This window comes from Rhizobium leguminosarum (assembly GCF_010668065.1).
Classification (GTDB): domain Bacteria; phylum Pseudomonadota; class Alphaproteobacteria; order Rhizobiales; family Rhizobiaceae; genus Rhizobium; species Rhizobium leguminosarum_S.
The window spans coordinates 526794-542575 of record NZ_WUEN01000005.1 but is presented as its reverse complement, the minus strand read 5'-3'; the positions used below and the strand labels follow the sequence as shown (position 1 = coordinate 542575).

Genomic DNA, 15782 nt, shown 5'->3' with positions numbered 1-15782 from the left:
AGCGGTTCTATCCCTCGCTGGCAGCCCTCTCCCGCAGCAGCCGGCGGATCACCTTGCCGGTGGTGGTCAGCGGCAATGCATCGATGAATTCCACTTCGCGCGGATATTCGTGCATCGAAAGCCGCGTCTTCACCCATTCCCTGATGTCGGCGGCCAGCGCCTCGCTTGGATGATGGCCAGGTGAAAGCACGATATAGGCCTTGACGATTTCGGTGCGCACGGCATCGGGCTTGCCGACGGCGGCGGCAAGCTGCACGGCGGGATGGCCGATCAGGCAGTCCTCGATCTCGGCCGGGCCGATGCGATATCCCGACGAGGTGATCACGTCGTCATCGCGGCCGTCGAAGGTCACATAGCCCTCGGCGTCCTGCCGGCCGATATCGCCGGTGAGCAGCCAGCCCTCGACGAATTTTCGTTCCGTCGCCGCGGCATCGTCCCAGTAACCGAGGAACATGACAGGATCGGGACTGGCGATGGCGATCTGGCCCGGTTCGCCGACGGGCAACTCGTCGCCCGTCTCGCTGACGATCGCGACGCGATGCCCGGGGACCGCCCGCCCGATGGCGCCCGCTTTGGTGACGCCATAGGCAGCACTCGACGCAAGCACGAAATTGCACTCGGTCTGGCCGTAGAATTCGTTGACGGTGATGCCGAGCGTATGACGCGCCCATTCATAGGTCTCGCGCCCAAGCGCCTCCCCGGCCGAACCGATGGTGCGCAGCACCAGATCATATTTCGAGCGCGGATCGGCAACGGATCTCATCAGCCTTAGCGCCGTCGGTGGAATGAAGGCGTTGCGCACCTTCATTTCGGCCATGATGCGATAGGCCATGCCGGCATCGAATTTCTGCGCCGGCGACGAAACGACGGGAACACCGAGCAGAAGGCTCGGCAGCAACGCGTTGAGCAACCCGCCGGCCCAGGCCCAGTCGGACGGCGTCCAGACCTTGTCGTCCGGCCGCGGAAAACCCTCATGGGCGAACTGCATGCCGGGAATATGGCCGGGCAGGACGCGGTGGCCATGCAACGCGCCTTTGGGCGGCCCTGTCGTTCCCGACGTGAAGATCATCAGCGCCGGATCATCCGGACCGGTTTTGGCGATGTCGAAGACAGAGGGATGGCCATCCACCAGTTCGGCGAAAGCAGTCGCATCGGCACTCGCCCCGTCGATGCTGACGATATGCTTCAACGCCGGCAGGCGTCCGCGGATCTGCCGGATGCGTTCGAGACCGAAGCCATTGGTGACGACGGCCGCAGCACCTGCCGCCTTCAGCCGGTATTCCAGCGCCTCGACGCCGAAGAGCAGCGCCAGTGGCAGCGCGATCGCGCCGGCCTTGTAGATCGCCACATGTGCGATCACCGTTTCGAAGGATTGTGGCAATAGCAGCGCGACGCGATCGCCACATTTGATATCAAGCGAAACGAGCGCATTTGCGAAGGCCGAGGAACGGTCGGCGAGCGCGCGATAGGTCATCACGCGGTGATCGCCGTCGGGGCTGAAATGCTCAAGGCAGACGCGCTCGGGATCCCTCGCGGCCCAGTCGTCGCTGACGGCGCGGCCGATATTGAAATCCTCCGGAATCCGCCAGGAGAAATCGCGATAGAGATCGTCATAGCGATCGTGGGACGGCAGTTGCATGGTCGGATTCCGGTAAAAATGCTGCATCAGCTAACATCTTGCGGCGTGGATGTGCAAGCTGCAGCCGGAATCGACAGCGATGAGCTTCAGAGTCGATCACGGATCATTGTGCGCATGCAGCATAGATTCTTCATTTGCCGCCCTGCGACTTTGGCCATCTCGCGCTAAATCATGGAAAGCCGCCTGGGGTCATCCAATTCATCACGGAGTCGTTTCATGGAATACGAAAAATTTGGCAAGACCGGTCTCGAAGTGTCGAAGATCTGCTTGGGCTGCATGACCTTCGGCGATCCCGGCCGCGGCAATCACGCCTGGAGCCTGCGGGAAGAAGAAAGCCGGACGATGATCAAGCAGGCGATCGACCTCGGCATCAATTTCCTCGACACCGCCAACACCTATTCCAACGGCTCATCAGAGGAGATCGTCGGCCGGGCCATAAAAGATTTCGCCAAGCGCGAGGACATCGTGCTGGCAACCAAGGTGTTCAACCGTATGCGGCCCGGCCCGAACGGCGCCGGCCTGTCGCGCAAGGCGATCTTCGACGAGATCGACAACAGCCTGCGTCGTTTAGGCACCGACTACGTGGATCTCTACCAGATCCACCGCTTCGACTATACGACGCCGATCGAGGAAACGCTGGAAGCGCTGCACGACGTCGTCAAATCGGGCAAGGCCCGTTATATCGGCGCCTCCTCCATGTATGCCTGGCAATTCGCCAAGGCGCTTTACGTCTCCAGGCTGAACGGCTGGACCGAATTCGTCAGCATGCAGGACCACCTGAACCTGCTCTACCGTGAGGAAGAGCGCGAAATGCTGCCGCTCTGCGAGGATCAGAAGATCGCCGTCATCCCCTGGAGCCCGCTTGCCCGTGGCCGCCTGACCCGCGACTGGGACGAGACGACGGCCCGCAGCGAAACTGACGAATTCGGCAAGACGCTCTACACCCAGTCCATCGATGCCGACCGCAAGATCGTCGGGACCGTGGCCGAAATCGCCAAGGCCCGCAACATTTCCCGCGCCCAGGTCGCAACCGCCTGGATCCTGCAGAAAAGTGCGGTGACCGCCCCGATTATCGGTGCGTCCAAACCGAACCACCTCACGGACGCCGTTGCCTCGCTCTCGGTCAAGCTTACCGCCGAGGAAATCGCGGCACTGGAGGCACCCTACATCCCGCACGCCATCGCCGGTTTCAAGTAGCCGCTGGCTTCTCGGTTCTCAGGCACATGCAAGATAGATCCCTCTCCAAGTGGAGAGGGAGATCGAAACCATCGCTTTCGCGACTGAGATTATGTCTGGCTTTCAGGATCGAGCTGCCGGCGCATCGTCACCAGAAACTGCTCGGCAAGCGCCCTGTCCTCGACCGCGCGGGCGAGAATGACGGCACCCATCATCGATGAGAGTGTCGTCGTCGCATTGGCGCGGCGCTCCTCTTCCGTTTCGCCGGGAACGATATCGGCAAGCGTGTCGACCAGCACGGATAGCCCATCGCTGAAGACCGCGCGGACTGCGCCGCGGCTGCGGCTGACTTCCTGGATCAGCGTTGCGAAGACACAGCTGCCGCCCGGATCGTCAACCGTGCGCCAGTGGATATAGTGATCGAGAAGGGCTGCTAGCGGCCGGTCTGGCGATTCGGCGATATGTTCTTTCCAGCGCGTCTCAACCTTGTCGATCAGCTTGCGGCTGACCTCAAGTGCTAGGTCGTCCTTCGAACCGAAATGACCGTAGAAGCCGCCATGCGTCAGCCCCGCCGCCTTCATGATGTCGGCGACGCCGACCCCGTCGAAGCCGTTTTCGCGGAAAAGCACGCCGGCAACGCTCAGAATCTTTTCGCGGTTTTCGGCAAATTTCTCGCGGCTGACCCGCATTTGTCGTCTCCAGAAATAGTCGCTTGACAAAATATATGACGTCCATCATCAATACGCAAGAAATATGATGGCCATCATGTAAATCGGTCCAGTACCTTCCAGAACCTGAATTCAAACGGAATCTTGCCCATGGTTTCCACAGCCCTCGCCTCTACTCTTGCCCGGCGCAACATCCATTACGGCTGGGTCGTCGTTGCCGCGACCTTCCTCACCATGCTGGTCACTGCCGGCGCCATGGGCGCACCTGGCGTGCTCATCAAGCCGCTGCAGGACGAATTCGGCTGGGAGACCTCGCAGATTTCCTCGGCCCTTGCGATCCGCCTGATCCTGTTCGGCTTCATGGGTCCGTTCGCCGCCGCCTTCATGAATTATTTCGGCGTGCGCAAGGTCATCGTCTTCGCCTTAGCGCTGATCGGCGCCGGCTTCGTCGGTTCGCTATTCATGACGACGCTGTGGCAGTTGCTGCTGCTCTGGGGCATCGTCGTCGGCTTCGGCACGGGCCTGACGGCGATGGTGCTCGCCGCGACCATCTCTTCCCGCTGGTTTACCAAGCACCGCGGCCTCGTCGTCGGCATGCTCTCGGCAAGCTCGGCCACCGGCCAGCTCGTCTTCCTGCCGCTGATGGCGGAGCTGACGGAACGCTACGGCTGGCGCTCGACTGTGTTTTTCGTCTGCGCGATGATCATGGTCGCAGCCCTTGCCGTGCTGGCTTTCATGCGCGACCGCCCGGCCGACCTCAACCTGCCCTCCTTCGGCGAAACGCAGGTAACGCCGCCGCCGGCAAGCACCTCGCTTGGCGTCGCGCTGATGACGCCGATCACCGTCCTTAGGGAAATCTCGAAGACCTCGACCTTCTGGATCCTCTTTGCCACCTTTTTCATCTGCGGCCTCAGCACCAACGGCCTGATCCAGACCCATTTCGTCACCCTTTGCGGTGATTTCGGCATCGTGCCGGTGGCTGCCGCCAGCGTGCTGGCTGTCATGGGCATCTTCGATTTCTTCGGCACCATCGGTTCCGGCTGGCTGTCCGATCGCTTCGATAATCGCTGGCTGCTGTTCTGGTATTACGGCCTGCGCGGCCTGTCGCTGCTCTACCTGCCGTTCAGCGATTTCAGCTTTTACGGCCTCTCGATCTTTGCCGTCTTCTACGGCCTCGACTGGATCGCCACCGTGCCGCCGACCGTCAAGATCGCCGCCGACCGCTTCGGCCCTGAAAAGGTCGGCCTCGTCTTCGGCTGGGTCTTTGCCGGCCATCAGCTGGGAGCCGCGACCGCCGCCTATGGCGCCGGCCTCTCGCGCACGGAGCTTTCGAGCTACCTGCCCGCCTTCTTCGTCGCCGGCGCCTTCTGCCTGCTGGCCTCGATCCTGGCGATCACGCTGAAGAAGTCCGGCCTGAGCAACCCGACACCGGCCGCCGCCCATTGATATCGGACGAGATCCGGCCTCGAAACGAGGCCGGATCTCTCTACCGGATCAGTCCGATAACTTCGTTTGCCGGTCTTGCGCGTCCGGGCGCTCGCATGTTAGACAGCCGCCCGTTCGTATCCGTTGCCCCATTGGCGGAATTGGTAGACGCGCTCGACTCAAAATCGAGTTTCGAAAGAAGTGCTGGTTCGACTCCGGCATGGGGCACCAGCCTACGCTCTGTGAGCTTTGGCTCGGCAAGCCGAAGAGAGCAGCTAAGCGGAGGCTGTCGCGCCGTAGTTCCGTCAGGGACGAAGGCGGACCGGTTCTATAATGCTCCGGTTAGCTGCACCATCATCTGAAATGCCTAGCCCTTGCCTCAAAGAGCCGATGGCCCACGCGACATAATTCGCATCGAAGCAAAGCTTACTTGTTTTTCAGCAGCCACATCTTGCCGGCCATCGTGATGCCGTAGACGTCTTTTGTTGCGTCGTCATCCAGGTGCCGCCTTTCGAGAAAACCCGGCTCCTTCAACTCGCCCAACGTCTTGGCAGTGACCGACTTTATTTTCTGAGGCCGCTCTTTCCACCGGTCAGTTTTTGCATAAGTCACTGTCGCGTTCTCGTGCGTCCATTTATTGGCTGGCTGAGGATAAAGGTCTCCATCCCTGGCGAGTTTAAGTGCGGCGATCTGGGACGGCGTAAGCTCAATCATACTAAAAGATCCTGTGCGGGCGGTGTTTGCGCTGGGAACGCGCTTTTACCAAAGGCGTGCTCATAACACCGACAGACGACTTTCACCACCGCATTGAGATATTCTTGCCACAAAAGGCGAAAACCCGGCTCGTCGGAACCGGGCTTCGTCCTTATCATATTTTTTCGTTAATTGCAGCGTCGGACCGTCCTGGTGACCTCGCCTTCGTCGGTTTGTCGGGTGACGCTCCTGGTTTCGCAGCCATTATCGCGATAGCGGCGGTGCTCACGCTCGCGCACAGCACCGAAAGTGACGCCACGTTCGCTGATGGTGATGCCGGGTCTCACCCGCTCATGGCGATAGCCCTCGTCATAGGAACGCTCCCTGACGTAGACGCTGTCAGCAAGAACAGGCGCTGCAAACGAGCAGGCGGCAAGGGCCGCCACAGTACAGTTCAGGATGATCTTCCGCATGTCGTTTCTCCTTTCTTGATGAAAGGGCAACGAGACAAGACGCAAGTGGTTCCAACATCGGTGACGGCCCGACCGTGCCGTGGGCGACGTCTGCGCCGCACTCGCCAGGACTGAGAACGAAGGCTTCAAACAGTAGCCCATCCCCCAAATCAACTGTTTAATTTTGCTTGCGCTTCGTCCAAAGTGGCCGCCGCTATCACAAGAGAGGGCGGACGTGCATCAGGAAGTAGGACTTATCGCGACGGTCGCCGTCAGTTTCGTTTTCGCGGCGATCCTGGGCTATGGCGCCGACCGGCTTCGGCTGCCGCCACTCGTCGGCTACCTGATGGCGGGCATCCTGATGGGGCCGTTCACGCCGGGCTTCGTCGCCGATACCGCCCTTGCCGGCCAGCTCGCCGAGATGGGCGTCATTCTTTTGATGTTCGGCGTCGGCCTGCATTTTTCCGCCTCCGACCTGCTCGCCGTGCGTGGCATCGCCGTGCCTGGCGCGATCGGACGGATTATCCTCGCGACCCTCTTGGGCATCGGCCTTTGCAAACTCTGGGGCTGGAGCCTCGGCGCCGGCATCGTCCTCGGCCTCAGCCTGTCGGTGGCGAGCACCGTCGTGCTCTTGAAGGCGCTGGAGGAGCGCAATCTCGTCAACGCGGCAAGCGGACGCGTCGCCGTCGGCTGGCTGATCGTCGAGGACCTGGTGATGGTGCTGGCACTGGTGCTGCTGCCGGCGCTCGCAGAGCTTCTGGGTGGCAACGCCAGCACTACGACCAATCACGGCCTCGGCGACCTGCCGCTGGCGCTGACGATCGGCTTGACGCTGCTGAAGGTTGTGGCCTTCGCCGCCATGGCGATCTTCCTCGGCCCTCGCATCGTGCCCTGGCTGCTGACGATGATCGCCCGCACCGGCTCGCGCGAACTCTTTACGCTGACGGTGTTGGCGATCGCTCTCGGCATCGCCTTCGGCTCGGCGGCGATCTTCGGCGTTTCCTTTGCACTCGGCGCATTTTTCGCCGGCGTCGTCATGAGCGAATCCCAACTCAGCCACAGGGCGGCCGCCGACTCGCTGCCGCTGCAGAACGCTTTCTCCGTGCTGTTCTTCGTCTCCGTCGGCATGCTCTTCGACCCCTCGATCCTGGTGCGCCAGCCGCTGGCCGTGATCGGCGCGCTGGCTCTCGTCATCCTCGGCAAGGGCATCATCACCTTCCTGATCGTCATCCTGCTCAGATATCCGATCAGCATGGGACTGACATTGGCCGGCGGCCTCGCCCAGATCGGCGAATTTTCCTTCATCCTCGCCGGCCTCGGCGTCTCACTCGGGCTCCTGCCGCATGAGGGCCAGGATCTGATCCTCGCTGCCGCGATCCTGTCCATCACACTCAACCCGATCGTGATCTTCGCAACCGACGGCCTGAAGAAGTATATCCATTTGAAATGGCCCTCCCTCTGGGAAAGTTACGGCAGGAGCAAGCAGAAGGCGCTCGGCAAAGAACTGGAAAAGATCAGGGCGCTCGGCGAAGAGCGCGAGCGCCAGCATCAACTGAAGATGCAGCAGCTGATCGAGACTTTCCCGCTGTTCTCCGAGGTCGACGAGGACGCGCAGGAGGAGCTGCTGCTGCTCTTCAAAGCGAAATCCGCGCCGCCCGGCGAACGCGTCATCCGCCGCGGCGACCGGGGCGATAGCATGTATTTCATCTCCTCGGGCGCGGTGGAAGTGCGGCTCGCCAGCGGCGCGATCCGTCTGGAGCCGGGCGCCTTCTTCGGGGAAATGGCGCTGCTGACCGGCGGACGGCGCACAGCCGACGTCATCGCCGTCGATTTCTGCCAGTTCGAGGTGCTCGAACGGCGCGACTTCAACATGTTCATGTCGCACCATCCACATCTGCGCGCCGCCGTCAGCGAAATGGCCCAGCAGCGGACGGAAATGAACGTCCTGCGGCAGCAGCGGGAAAAGTCGATGGACCTGTCCTGACGCAAATATCACCGCATGTCAGCGGCGATCACGCTACCGGTATTGTTTCAACCCGCCGGCCAATAGCCATCGGAGCGGAAATCTTCCGGGATCGGATCGAGCCGCGACAACGTCTCTGCTGCGAAATCGATCTGCAGCGACAGGTATTTAAGAGACGCCAGCATCGGCACGCCGGTCGCGAATTCCCGGATGCGGGACAGATGATAACCGCTCTCGCTGATCCGCCGCGCAGCCTCCCGGCGCACGTCCTCTTTGCTTGGTCCGCGCCTTTCTTCGGACCAGTCATCCATTTGCACGGCCTGCCCACGGCCGCCTTCGATCACTTTGAACATTCTCATGCCACCCTGCACGTCGACCCTAAATCAGCTTGCCGCAGAATGGCCGATTCGCAATCCCGTGAAATCTTGGGAGAGGCGCTGACACCCATCATCACGAAAATTTTTTGACGGCGGCGGCACGAAGGACACAGGCGAGCATTTACAGCGCCGCGCACGGCCCCTAAAGCTCTTTTGCACTGCAACAGGAAGGAAACGGAATGCTCCGCAGACTTTACGACTGGACCATGTCTCTGGCCGCGCGCAAGTCGGCCGAAATCTGGCTCGCCGTCATCGCCTTCGTCGAAAGCTCCGTCTTTCTCGTCCCCGCCGATGTGCTGTTCCTGCCGATGGCGCTTGCCAGGCCGGAACGCTCCTATCGCTACGCGCTGGTCGCGACCGTCGCTTCCGTACTCGGCGGCATCGCCGGCTGGGCGCTCGGCTTTTACGCCTATGAGACGGTGGCGCGGCCGGTTCTGGAATTCTACGGCAAGCTCGAAGCCTTCGAGCAGATGAAGGCCTATGTCACCTACGAGTGGATCCTGCTGCTGCTTGTCACATCAGGTCTTGCGCATCTGCCGCCGATCAAGATCGTGACGATCCTGTCTGGCGTCATTCACGTCAATCTGGGCCTTTTCATTGTTTCGGCGATTATTGCACGCGGCGCGCGTTTCCTCTTCCTCGCTTGGCTGCTGCGCCGCTACGGCGAGCCGATCCGTGACTTCATCGAGAAGCGCCTCGGCCAAATCGTTGGCATCGGTGCCGCTACGGTGATCGTGCTATATGTCGGCTACCGCTCTTTCGCTCACTAGGCGAGGATGATTTTCGGCCGAACAGGCCTAAAATCTCAATCTGCATCTCATGCTCTACTAAACTCGCGGAGCTCCGCCATGACTATTTCCTCGCCGCTCGCCCGCCCCGGCTTTGTCTATTCCATATTGCTCGCCACCGGCATGGCGGCGGCTGTCGGCACCGCGCTCGGCTTCCAGTATATCGGCGGCTATATTCCCTGTGCGCTCTGCCTGTTGCAGCGGCAGCCCTATTATTACGCCATCCCGATCGCGATCCTGGCCGCAATCTCCGAGCTCGTCGGCCTGCCGAACTGGATCACCCGGGCGCTCATTCTCGCCGCCGGCATGCTGATGCTGGTGACGGCAGGCATGGGTGTCTATCACGCCGGCGTCGAATGGCATTTCTGGCCCGGCCCGGCCACCTGCTCGACGACGGCAAGCAGCATGACGACCAATGCCGGCGATCTGCTCGGTGAGCTCAACACCATCAAGGGCCCGTCCTGCACCGATGCGGCGCTGCGCGTGCTCGGCCTGTCTTTTGCGGGCTGGAACGTGATTGCCGGAATCCTGCTCGCAGCCTTCGCCTTTGTCGGCGTTCGCAAGGCCGCCTGATAAAATTAGGCAGCATTCCGAAGGGCTGCAGCGTACTTGCGCGTCCGAAAAGACGCGCGGCGCTGTAGGCCGTTCGATCAGGGCTGCAGTTCGGTATCCCAATAGAGATAGTCGAGCCAGCTTTCATGCAGATAGTTCGGCGGGAACAGCCGGCCGTTATTGTGCAGATCCTGCACCGTCGGCTGATAGGGCTTCTGCGCCGGGAACATGCCTGCCTGCTTCGGAAGCTTGCTGCCCTTGCGCAGGTTGCAGGGTGAGCAGGCTGCCACGACATTCTCCCAGGTCGTCTCGCCGCCATGGGCGCGCGGGGTGACGTGGTCGAAGGTCAGGTCTTCATGGGCGCCGCAATACTGGCATTCGAACCGGTCGCGCAGGAAGACGTTGAACCGGGTGAAAGCGGGATTGCGGGACGGCTGAACGTAAGTCTTCAGGCACACGACACTCGGAAGCCGCATCGAAAAGCTCGGCGATGAAACCGAATGTTCATATTCTGCAATGATGTTCACACGGTCGAGAAATACCGCCTTGATCGCGTCCTGCCAGGACCACAACGACAAGGGGTAATAACTCAGTGGCCGGTAGTCAGCGTTCAGGACGAGCGCCGGCAGGGCCTGTGGGGAGACTGCAATCGTCAAGGGACTCTCCTGATCGATTCGGCATCTGCACCTGTATATTAGGCCGGTTGTTACAGGATTGTGAAGTCCAATAAATTCAGAGGATAAAGGCAATTTGAAGAGTGTTGCCGATCAGCCGATCGGCACCATGTCACGGCGCATCTTCGTGGCGTAGTAAGCCCAGAAAAGCCGTGCCGCTACCGAGCGCCACGGCGACCAGACTGCCGAAAGCTCAGCAAGCGTCTTCGCCTGCGGCCGTGCGGCAAGACCGAATGCGGTCCCGACGGCATTCTGCAGCGCGACATCGCCGGCCGGGAAAACATCGGCATGGCCGCCGCAAAACATCAGATAGACCTCTGCCGTCCACGGCCCGACGCCCTTCAGCGCCGTCAGTTCGCCAAGCGCCTCGCCCGGCGGCTTCAGGCAGAGCCCGGAGAGATCGAGACGGCCGGAGGTGACCGCTTCGGCAATCCGCGACAGCGTCTCGGCCTTGGCGCGCGACAGACCGAATTCGCGCCACGCTTCGGCGTGAAGCAGGGCATAACCTTCGGCCGTCAGCGAACCGTCCGCCGGCAGCATGCGCCGCCAGATCGCCTCGGCACTGGCGCGCGACACCATCTGCGAGACGATGATATGGGCAAGACCGGCAAAGCCGGGCTCGCGCAACCGCAACGGAATGGCCCCGGCTTCCGCGACGATCGGCGCAAGACGCGGATCGAGGCGAAGCAGAGCTTCGAGCCCCTGCCTGACATCGTCTTCGTTGCGGATGATCTGCACTTTGCCTCGCAGTGGTTCAAAAGCCGAATCCATGGCAGAAGAAAGCATGACCACGAGTGAGCGTCAAAAACCTGTCTTTCGGTTTGCGCCGAGCCCCAACGGACCGTTGCATCTCGGACATGCCCTCTCGGCCCTTCTGAACCGCGACATGGCGCAGGCCGAACAAGGCCGCCTGCTGCTGCGCATCGAGGATATCGACCAGACGCGCTGCACGCCCGAGTTCGAGGCCGGCATCCTCAGGGATCTCGAATGGCTTGATATCAGCTGGGAAAGCCCGGTGCGGCGGCAGTCGGAACATTTTCCCGAATATCAGGCGGCGTTGCATGCACTGATCGAGCGCGGACTGGTCTATCCGGCCTTTCTGACGCGCGGCGAGGTGAAGGCGCGCGTCGTCGCCTACGAGGCGGCGGGTGAACCCTGGCCGCGCGACCCCGACGGCACCCCGCATTATCCCGCAAATGATCGCGAGCGTCCGGCAGACGAATGGCGGGACATGCTGACCTCGGGGAAGAAACATGCCTGGCGGCTCGATATGCGCAAAGCGCTCGACCTGATCGGCGAACTGCTGTTCTGGATGGAAACCGGCGATGGCAGGACAGGTGAGATCGCCGCCGAGCCCGACGTCTGGGGCGACGTCATCCTGTCACGCTCGGATGCGCCGTCGAGCTATCATCTTTCCGTGGTCGTCGACGATGCGCTGCAGGGCGTCACCCATGTCGTGCGCGGGCTCGACCTCTTCCACGCCACATCGGTGCACCGGCTGTTGCAGGTGCTGCTCGGCCTGCCGCAGCCGGTCTATCACCATCACCGCCTCATTCTCGGCGCCGATGGCCGCAAGCTCTCGAAAAGCCAAGGCGACAGCGGACTTGGCGAATTGCGCGCCCAGGGCAAGTCAGGGGCGGATATTCGCCGCCTTGTCGGGCTCTGACTGCCTTTCGACACGCTCTCTGCCGACGATCGACAGCGTGTGTGAGAACATGCGGAAGACACGAAACTTGATCAGCGCTGCATTGATCTCCGCCCCGATGATGAAGATGACGCCGACCATGTAGAGGAAGATCAGCACGATCATGACAGAGGCGAGACCGGCATAGGTTGCCGTATAATTGGCGAAGGTCGCGAGATAATAGGCAAAGATCAGCGCGCCGGCGAGCCAGAGAAGCAGCGTCAGCAGCACCCCGGGAATGACGTCGAAGACCCGCCGCTTGCCGGCCGGCAGCCAGAGATGCATGACCAGCAGACCGACGGTCAGAACCACCAGCGTGCCGTAGATGCGCCAGCTGAAGACGATGTCGAGCGTATCGGCAAACAGCGGAAACCACTTCCTCGAATAGTCGAGCGCCAGCGGCAGGGCGACCAGCAGGATGCTGATGGCCGTAAAGATGATGACCGCGATCAGCACGTAGCCGAGGCTGGCGAGACGCGTGAAATACCAGGGCCGCGTTTCCTGCACCCGATAGGCGCGATTGAGCGAAATGCGCAGCGCCTCCACACCGTTCGAGGCGAAATAAGCGGCCGCCAGCACCGAGATCGTCAGCAGCCCGCCGCGCGGAATGGTCAGCACCTGCAGCACCTGGTCGGCGAGCGGCTTGGCGATCGCCTCGGGCCAGGTGTCGAAGATCAGGTGGATGGCAGTCGAGGAAAATTGATCAGCGCCGAGGAAGCTTGCAAGCGCGGTGCCGAAGATCAGGAAGGGGAAAACCGCAAGCAGGCTCGACAGCGCCACATGGCTTGCCATTGCGAAGCCGTCGTCCTCGACCATGTGACAGATCGCGTCATAGACCACGTCATAGATCGTGCGCAGCACCTTCGGCATTCCGTCTCCGGCTTTCCAGATTGTATCCTCTGGCCGAATATGGGAAACGAGTCCCATTTTGTACAGGAATCATTCCATGGCGGGAGAGCGCACCATCGTCGTGACCGGATGTTCGTCCGGTATCGGCGCTCATTGCGCGCGGGCGCTGAAAGCAGATGGCTGGCGTGTCTTCGCGACGGTGCGCAAGCCGGACGATCTTTCGGGGCTGGAAGCGGACGGCATCGAAGCCTTCGTGATGGACTATGTCAGGACCGAGACGATTTCCGACCTGGTCGGCGCGGTTCTGGAACGCAGCGGCGGTCGCATCGACGCACTCTTCAATAACGGCGCCTATGGCCAGCCGGGCGCCGTCGAGGATCTGTCGACGGCAACGCTGCGCGCGCAGTTCGAGGCGAATTTCTTCGGCTGGCATGAGCTGACGCGGCGGGTCATTCCGCCGATGCGCAAACGTGGCCAAGGGCGGATCGTGCAATGCTCGTCGATCCTCGGCGTCGTCCCCTATCGCTATCGCGGCGCCTACACTGCGTCCAAATTCGCACTCGAAGGCCTGAGCATCACCCTGCGCATGGAGCTGCAGGGCAGCGGCATCCATGTGAGCCTGATCGAGCCGGGACCGATCGCCACGCGGTTCACCGCCAATGCGCTCGCAAAGTTCAAGGAGCATATCGACCTCGAAAATTCGCCGCACGCGGTCGACTATATCAGGCAATTGGCGAGACTTGACGGATCGGGGCCGGTCAACCGCCATAAACTCGGCCCGGAAGCGGTCTATTCCGTGTTGAAACACGCATTGAACTCGAAAAATCCGAGGCCACATTATCCCGTAACGACTCCGGCTAAGCAGGGCATGTTCCTGAAGCGGCTGCTTCCAGCAGGCCTCTTCTACCGCCTGATGCGCTGGATGGACTGACTGAGAAAGCTGAACGCCATGTCCACGGTCACCTATATCCTCGCGATCATCGTCATGGGCCTCGTCGCCCTCGTCCTGATCCGCGGCCTCTTCAACATGATGAAGGGCGGCGATCCCAACCGTTCCAACAAGCTGATGCAGCTTCGTGTGCTGTTGCAGGCGATCGCCGTCATCCTGATCATGGTGACGCTGTGGCTGACCGGCGGCGGCCGTCCGACCTGACCAATGGAACGGGGATTTTGATGACGGGCACGGACAGGAATGACAGGGGAGAGGTGAGTGCTGGCTTGAGGAAGCACCCCGACGCTGTGTGCGTGGTGCGGGAGGATGGGATGATGCGAACGCCCTCCCGTCAAGGGGCGGTGTGACATGGTGAAACTCAACAAGATCTACACGAAAACAGGCGATGACGGCACGACCGGGCTGGTGTCCGGCCCGCGCCGGCTCAAAGACGATCTGCGCGTCGAGGCCTACGGTACGATCGACGAGGCCAATTCCGCGATCGGCCTGGCGCGGCTGCACACGGCCGGCTTGCCTGAACTCGACGCCATGCTGATGTCGATCCAGAACGACCTCTTCGATCTCGGCGCCGATCTCGCCACCCCTGACACCGGTGAGCCGCCGGCCTACGAGCCGCTGCGGATCGCCGAGACGCAGGTCGGTCGCGTCGAGCGTGATATCGACCAGTTGAACGCCGGTCTGGAGCCGCTGAAGTCCTTCATCCTGCCAGGCGGCAGCCGGGCTGCCGCACATCTGCATCTTGCCCGCACGATTGCGCGTCGCGCCGAACGTTTGATGGTGGCGCTTGCCCGCACCGACGGCGAAATCGTCGGCGAGCCGGCGATGAAATATGTCAACCGCCTCTCCGATTTCCTCTTCGTCGCCGCACGTCATGCAAATGACCGGGGCCGCGCGGATGTGCTTTGGGTTCCGGGAAAAAACAGATAGGTTTGCCACGATCACGATCGCCGGGGGGCGTTTATGTTCATACCACTTCACGACGCCAATACGCTGAAACATATCAAGGTTCAGTGGGTGACGCTCGCACTGATGACACTGAATATCGCGGTCTGGCTTTTGACCAGCCTGGAGAGCGAACAGGCAGCCCAGGCGACGACCGTCGGGCTCGGCTACATCCCGGCGATTGCCTTCGGCCATGCGATGCTGGCGCAGGGGCTCGAAATCGTGCCGGAACCGCTGACCTACCTCACCTATGCCTTCGTCCATACCGGCTTTTGGCATTTGGCCGGCAACATGATCTTCCTCTGGGTCTTCGGCGACAATGTCGAGGATGCGATGGGACATCTGCGCTTCCTGATCTTCTACCTCGTTTGCGCGGCCGCCGGCGCGCTCTGCCACGGCCTGCTGACCATGACCTCGGAAGCGCCGCTGGTCGGCGCATCGGGGGCGGTCTCCGGCGTCGTTGCCGCCTATGTGATGCTGCATCCGCGCGTCCGGGTCTGGGTGCTGGTGTTTTTCCGTGTGCCGTTGCCCCTGCCGGCCTTCGTGCCGTTGCTTTTGTGGATCGGGCAGCAGTTCTTCATGCTGGCGATCGCACCTGACGGCGACGTTTCCTGGGGCGCGCATGTCGGCGGCATCCTTGCCGGGGCTTTCCTGATCCTGGTGCTGCGCCGGCATGGTGTGCCGCTCTTCGACCGCGAGATCGTCACGCCCCGCGCCGTGAGAAACGACCCGGGCGCCGGCCCGGCCATCGCAGCCGGCACGGACGGGCGGACGGCGCAGCGATTTCCCTGGGGCCGCCGCCGACAATATTGACGTGAACGTAAACGTCCATATATTGCCGAAGCAAATCGCCTACCGGCGTCATGGAAGCGTTGAATTTGGAGGAAAAACGCGTATCCATGTCGCCATTCGACAATCGGAGCGGCGTCCAAACGCGCATTTTCTAAA

18 protein-coding genes and 1 tRNA gene are annotated in these 15782 nt (G+C 61.6%); 11 read left to right on the top strand and 8 right to left on the bottom strand.

Annotated features, from left to right (window positions below):
• Positions 1-7: 7 nt before the first annotated feature.
• The gene (locus tag GR198_RS17875; protein WP_029871114.1) at positions 8-1639 is read right to left on the bottom strand and encodes an AMP-binding protein; all 1632 of its coding nucleotides are present in this window, start codon (positions 1637-1639) and stop codon (positions 8-10) included.
• A 216-nt stretch (positions 1640-1855) separates the two neighbouring features.
• Between GR198_RS17875 and GR198_RS17870 the strand changes: the two genes are divergently transcribed.
• The gene (locus GR198_RS17870) at positions 1856-2836 is read left to right on the top strand and encodes an aldo/keto reductase (protein WP_029871113.1); all 981 of its coding nucleotides are present in this window, start codon (positions 1856-1858) and stop codon (positions 2834-2836) included.
• A gap of 89 nt (positions 2837-2925) precedes the next feature.
• Here GR198_RS17870 and GR198_RS17865 read toward each other — a convergent pair whose 3' ends face one another.
• Complete coding sequence (locus tag GR198_RS17865) at positions 2926-3504, bottom strand: TetR/AcrR family transcriptional regulator (RefSeq protein WP_011653696.1); 579 nt, start codon at positions 3502-3504, stop codon at positions 2926-2928.
• 129 nt (positions 3505-3633) lie between these two features.
• On the opposite strand from GR198_RS17865, the gene GR198_RS17860 reads away from it, so the two are divergent.
• Positions 3634-4929, top strand: coding sequence for an MFS transporter (locus tag GR198_RS17860; RefSeq protein ID WP_029871112.1), 1296 nt, complete (start codon positions 3634-3636; stop codon positions 4927-4929).
• 125 nt (positions 4930-5054) lie between these two features.
• Positions 5055-5139, top strand: a tRNA-Leu gene (locus GR198_RS17855).
• 195 nt (positions 5140-5334) lie between these two features.
• On the opposite strand, the gene GR198_RS17850 is transcribed toward GR198_RS17855, so the two are convergent.
• Together GR198_RS17850 and GR198_RS17845 are read right to left on the bottom strand one after the other, a co-directional pair.
• Positions 5335-5622, bottom strand: a complete 288-nt coding sequence (locus GR198_RS17850) for a hypothetical protein (RefSeq protein WP_012759154.1) — start codon at positions 5620-5622, stop codon at positions 5335-5337.
• Positions 5623-5789: 167 nt separating this feature from the next.
• The gene (locus tag GR198_RS17845; RefSeq protein WP_029871111.1) at positions 5790-6074 is read right to left on the bottom strand and encodes a hypothetical protein; all 285 of its coding nucleotides are present in this window, start codon (positions 6072-6074) and stop codon (positions 5790-5792) included.
• A 214-nt stretch (positions 6075-6288) separates the two neighbouring features.
• On the opposite strand from GR198_RS17845, the gene GR198_RS17840 reads away from it, so the two are divergent.
• Positions 6289-8037 (top strand): cation:proton antiporter domain-containing protein, encoded by a 1749-nt coding sequence (locus GR198_RS17840; RefSeq protein ID WP_029871110.1) that lies wholly within the window; start codon positions 6289-6291, stop codon positions 8035-8037.
• A gap of 47 nt (positions 8038-8084) precedes the next feature.
• Here GR198_RS17840 and GR198_RS17835 read toward each other — a convergent pair whose 3' ends face one another.
• Positions 8085-8375 carry a hypothetical protein gene (locus tag GR198_RS17835; RefSeq protein ID WP_029871109.1) on the bottom strand — a complete coding sequence of 97 codons (291 nt, stop codon included), beginning with the start codon at positions 8373-8375 and terminating at the stop codon, positions 8085-8087.
• A 197-nt stretch (positions 8376-8572) separates the two neighbouring features.
• Here GR198_RS17835 and GR198_RS17830 point away from each other — a divergent pair, with 197 nt between their 5' ends.
• Both GR198_RS17830 and GR198_RS17825 read left to right on the top strand, forming a co-directional pair.
• Positions 8573-9163 carry a YqaA family protein gene (locus GR198_RS17830; RefSeq protein ID WP_003543275.1) on the top strand — a complete coding sequence of 197 codons (591 nt, stop codon included), beginning with the start codon at positions 8573-8575 and terminating at the stop codon, positions 9161-9163.
• Positions 9164-9241: 78 nt separating this feature from the next.
• Complete coding sequence (locus GR198_RS17825) at positions 9242-9754, top strand: disulfide bond formation protein B (protein WP_029871108.1); 513 nt, start codon at positions 9242-9244, stop codon at positions 9752-9754.
• Between the two features lie 77 nt (positions 9755-9831).
• Here GR198_RS17825 and GR198_RS17820 read toward each other — a convergent pair whose 3' ends face one another.
• Positions 9832-10389: an HNH endonuclease gene (locus tag GR198_RS17820; protein ID WP_029871107.1), complete on the bottom strand. Its 558-nt coding sequence runs from the start codon at positions 10387-10389 to the stop codon at positions 9832-9834.
• Between the two features lie 111 nt (positions 10390-10500).
• Positions 10501-11193 (bottom strand): DNA-3-methyladenine glycosylase family protein, encoded by a 693-nt coding sequence (locus GR198_RS17815; RefSeq protein ID WP_164026843.1) that lies wholly within the window; start codon positions 11191-11193, stop codon positions 10501-10503.
• Here GR198_RS17815 and gluQRS point away from each other — a divergent pair.
• A complete protein-coding gene (gene gluQRS / locus GR198_RS17810; RefSeq protein ID WP_164026830.1) occupies positions 11192-12073 on the top strand; it encodes a tRNA glutamyl-Q(34) synthetase GluQRS in 882 nt (293 codons plus the stop codon). The genes GR198_RS17815 and gluQRS overlap by 2 nt on opposite strands.
• On the opposite strand, the gene GR198_RS17805 is transcribed toward gluQRS, so the two are convergent.
• Positions 12038-12961: a YihY/virulence factor BrkB family protein gene (locus GR198_RS17805; protein ID WP_029871104.1), complete on the bottom strand. Its 924-nt coding sequence runs from the start codon at positions 12959-12961 to the stop codon at positions 12038-12040. The two genes, gluQRS and GR198_RS17805, sit on opposite strands and share 36 nt — an antisense overlap.
• 76 nt (positions 12962-13037) lie before the next feature.
• On the opposite strand from GR198_RS17805, the gene GR198_RS17800 reads away from it, so the two are divergent.
• The 4 genes from GR198_RS17800 to GR198_RS17785 all read left to right on the top strand — a co-directional run bounded on the left by GR198_RS17800 (position 13038) and on the right by GR198_RS17785 (position 15647).
• On the top strand, positions 13038-13871 hold the full coding sequence (locus GR198_RS17800) for an SDR family oxidoreductase (protein WP_164026829.1): 834 nt from the start codon (positions 13038-13040) through the stop codon (positions 13869-13871).
• Positions 13872-13889: 18 nt separating this feature from the next.
• A complete protein-coding gene (locus tag GR198_RS17795; RefSeq protein ID WP_029871102.1) occupies positions 13890-14093 on the top strand; it encodes a twin transmembrane helix small protein in 204 nt (67 codons plus the stop codon).
• Positions 14094-14240: 147 nt separating this feature from the next.
• Positions 14241-14819, top strand: a complete 579-nt coding sequence (locus tag GR198_RS17790) for a cob(I)yrinic acid a,c-diamide adenosyltransferase (protein ID WP_164069335.1) — start codon at positions 14241-14243, stop codon at positions 14817-14819.
• Between the two features lie 33 nt (positions 14820-14852).
• Positions 14853-15647 (top strand): rhomboid family intramembrane serine protease, encoded by a 795-nt coding sequence (locus tag GR198_RS17785; RefSeq protein WP_029871100.1) that lies wholly within the window; start codon positions 14853-14855, stop codon positions 15645-15647.
• Positions 15648-15782 lie beyond the last annotated feature (135 nt).

Excerpts from the sequence above, each read along its gene's own strand:
- GR198_RS17805 (WP_029871104.1), bottom strand. The coding sequence starts at position 12,961 with ATGCCGAAGGTGCTGCGCACGATCTATGACGTGGTCTATGACGCGATC.
- GR198_RS17790 (WP_164069335.1), top strand. The coding sequence starts at position 14,241 with ATGGTGAAACTCAACAAGATCTACACGAAAACAGGCGATGACGGCACG.
- GR198_RS17850 (WP_012759154.1), bottom strand. The coding sequence starts at position 5,622 with ATGATTGAGCTTACGCCGTCCCAGATCGCCGCACTTAAACTCGCCAGG.
- GR198_RS17870 (WP_029871113.1), top strand. The coding sequence starts at position 1,856 with ATGGAATACGAAAAATTTGGCAAGACCGGTCTCGAAGTGTCGAAGATC.
- GR198_RS17865 (WP_011653696.1), bottom strand. The coding sequence starts at position 3,504 with ATGCGGGTCAGCCGCGAGAAATTTGCCGAAAACCGCGAAAAGATTCTG.
- GR198_RS17785 (WP_029871100.1), top strand. The coding sequence starts at position 14,853 with ATGTTCATACCACTTCACGACGCCAATACGCTGAAACATATCAAGGTT.
- GR198_RS17815 (WP_164026843.1), bottom strand. The coding sequence starts at position 11,193 with ATGCTTTCTTCTGCCATGGATTCGGCTTTTGAACCACTGCGAGGCAAA.
- GR198_RS17825 (WP_029871108.1), top strand. The coding sequence starts at position 9,242 with ATGACTATTTCCTCGCCGCTCGCCCGCCCCGGCTTTGTCTATTCCATA.
- gluQRS (WP_164026830.1), top strand. The coding sequence starts at position 11,192 with ATGACCACGAGTGAGCGTCAAAAACCTGTCTTTCGGTTTGCGCCGAGC.
- GR198_RS17795 (WP_029871102.1), top strand. The coding sequence starts at position 13,890 with ATGTCCACGGTCACCTATATCCTCGCGATCATCGTCATGGGCCTCGTC.
- GR198_RS17830 (WP_003543275.1), top strand. The coding sequence starts at position 8,573 with ATGCTCCGCAGACTTTACGACTGGACCATGTCTCTGGCCGCGCGCAAG.
- GR198_RS17875 (WP_029871114.1), bottom strand. The coding sequence starts at position 1,639 with ATGCAACTGCCGTCCCACGATCGCTATGACGATCTCTATCGCGATTTC.
- GR198_RS17835 (WP_029871109.1), bottom strand. The coding sequence starts at position 8,375 with ATGAGAATGTTCAAAGTGATCGAAGGCGGCCGTGGGCAGGCCGTGCAA.
- GR198_RS17845 (WP_029871111.1), bottom strand. The coding sequence starts at position 6,074 with ATGCGGAAGATCATCCTGAACTGTACTGTGGCGGCCCTTGCCGCCTGC.
- GR198_RS17860 (WP_029871112.1), top strand. The coding sequence starts at position 3,634 with ATGGTTTCCACAGCCCTCGCCTCTACTCTTGCCCGGCGCAACATCCAT.
- GR198_RS17800 (WP_164026829.1), top strand. The coding sequence starts at position 13,038 with ATGGCGGGAGAGCGCACCATCGTCGTGACCGGATGTTCGTCCGGTATC.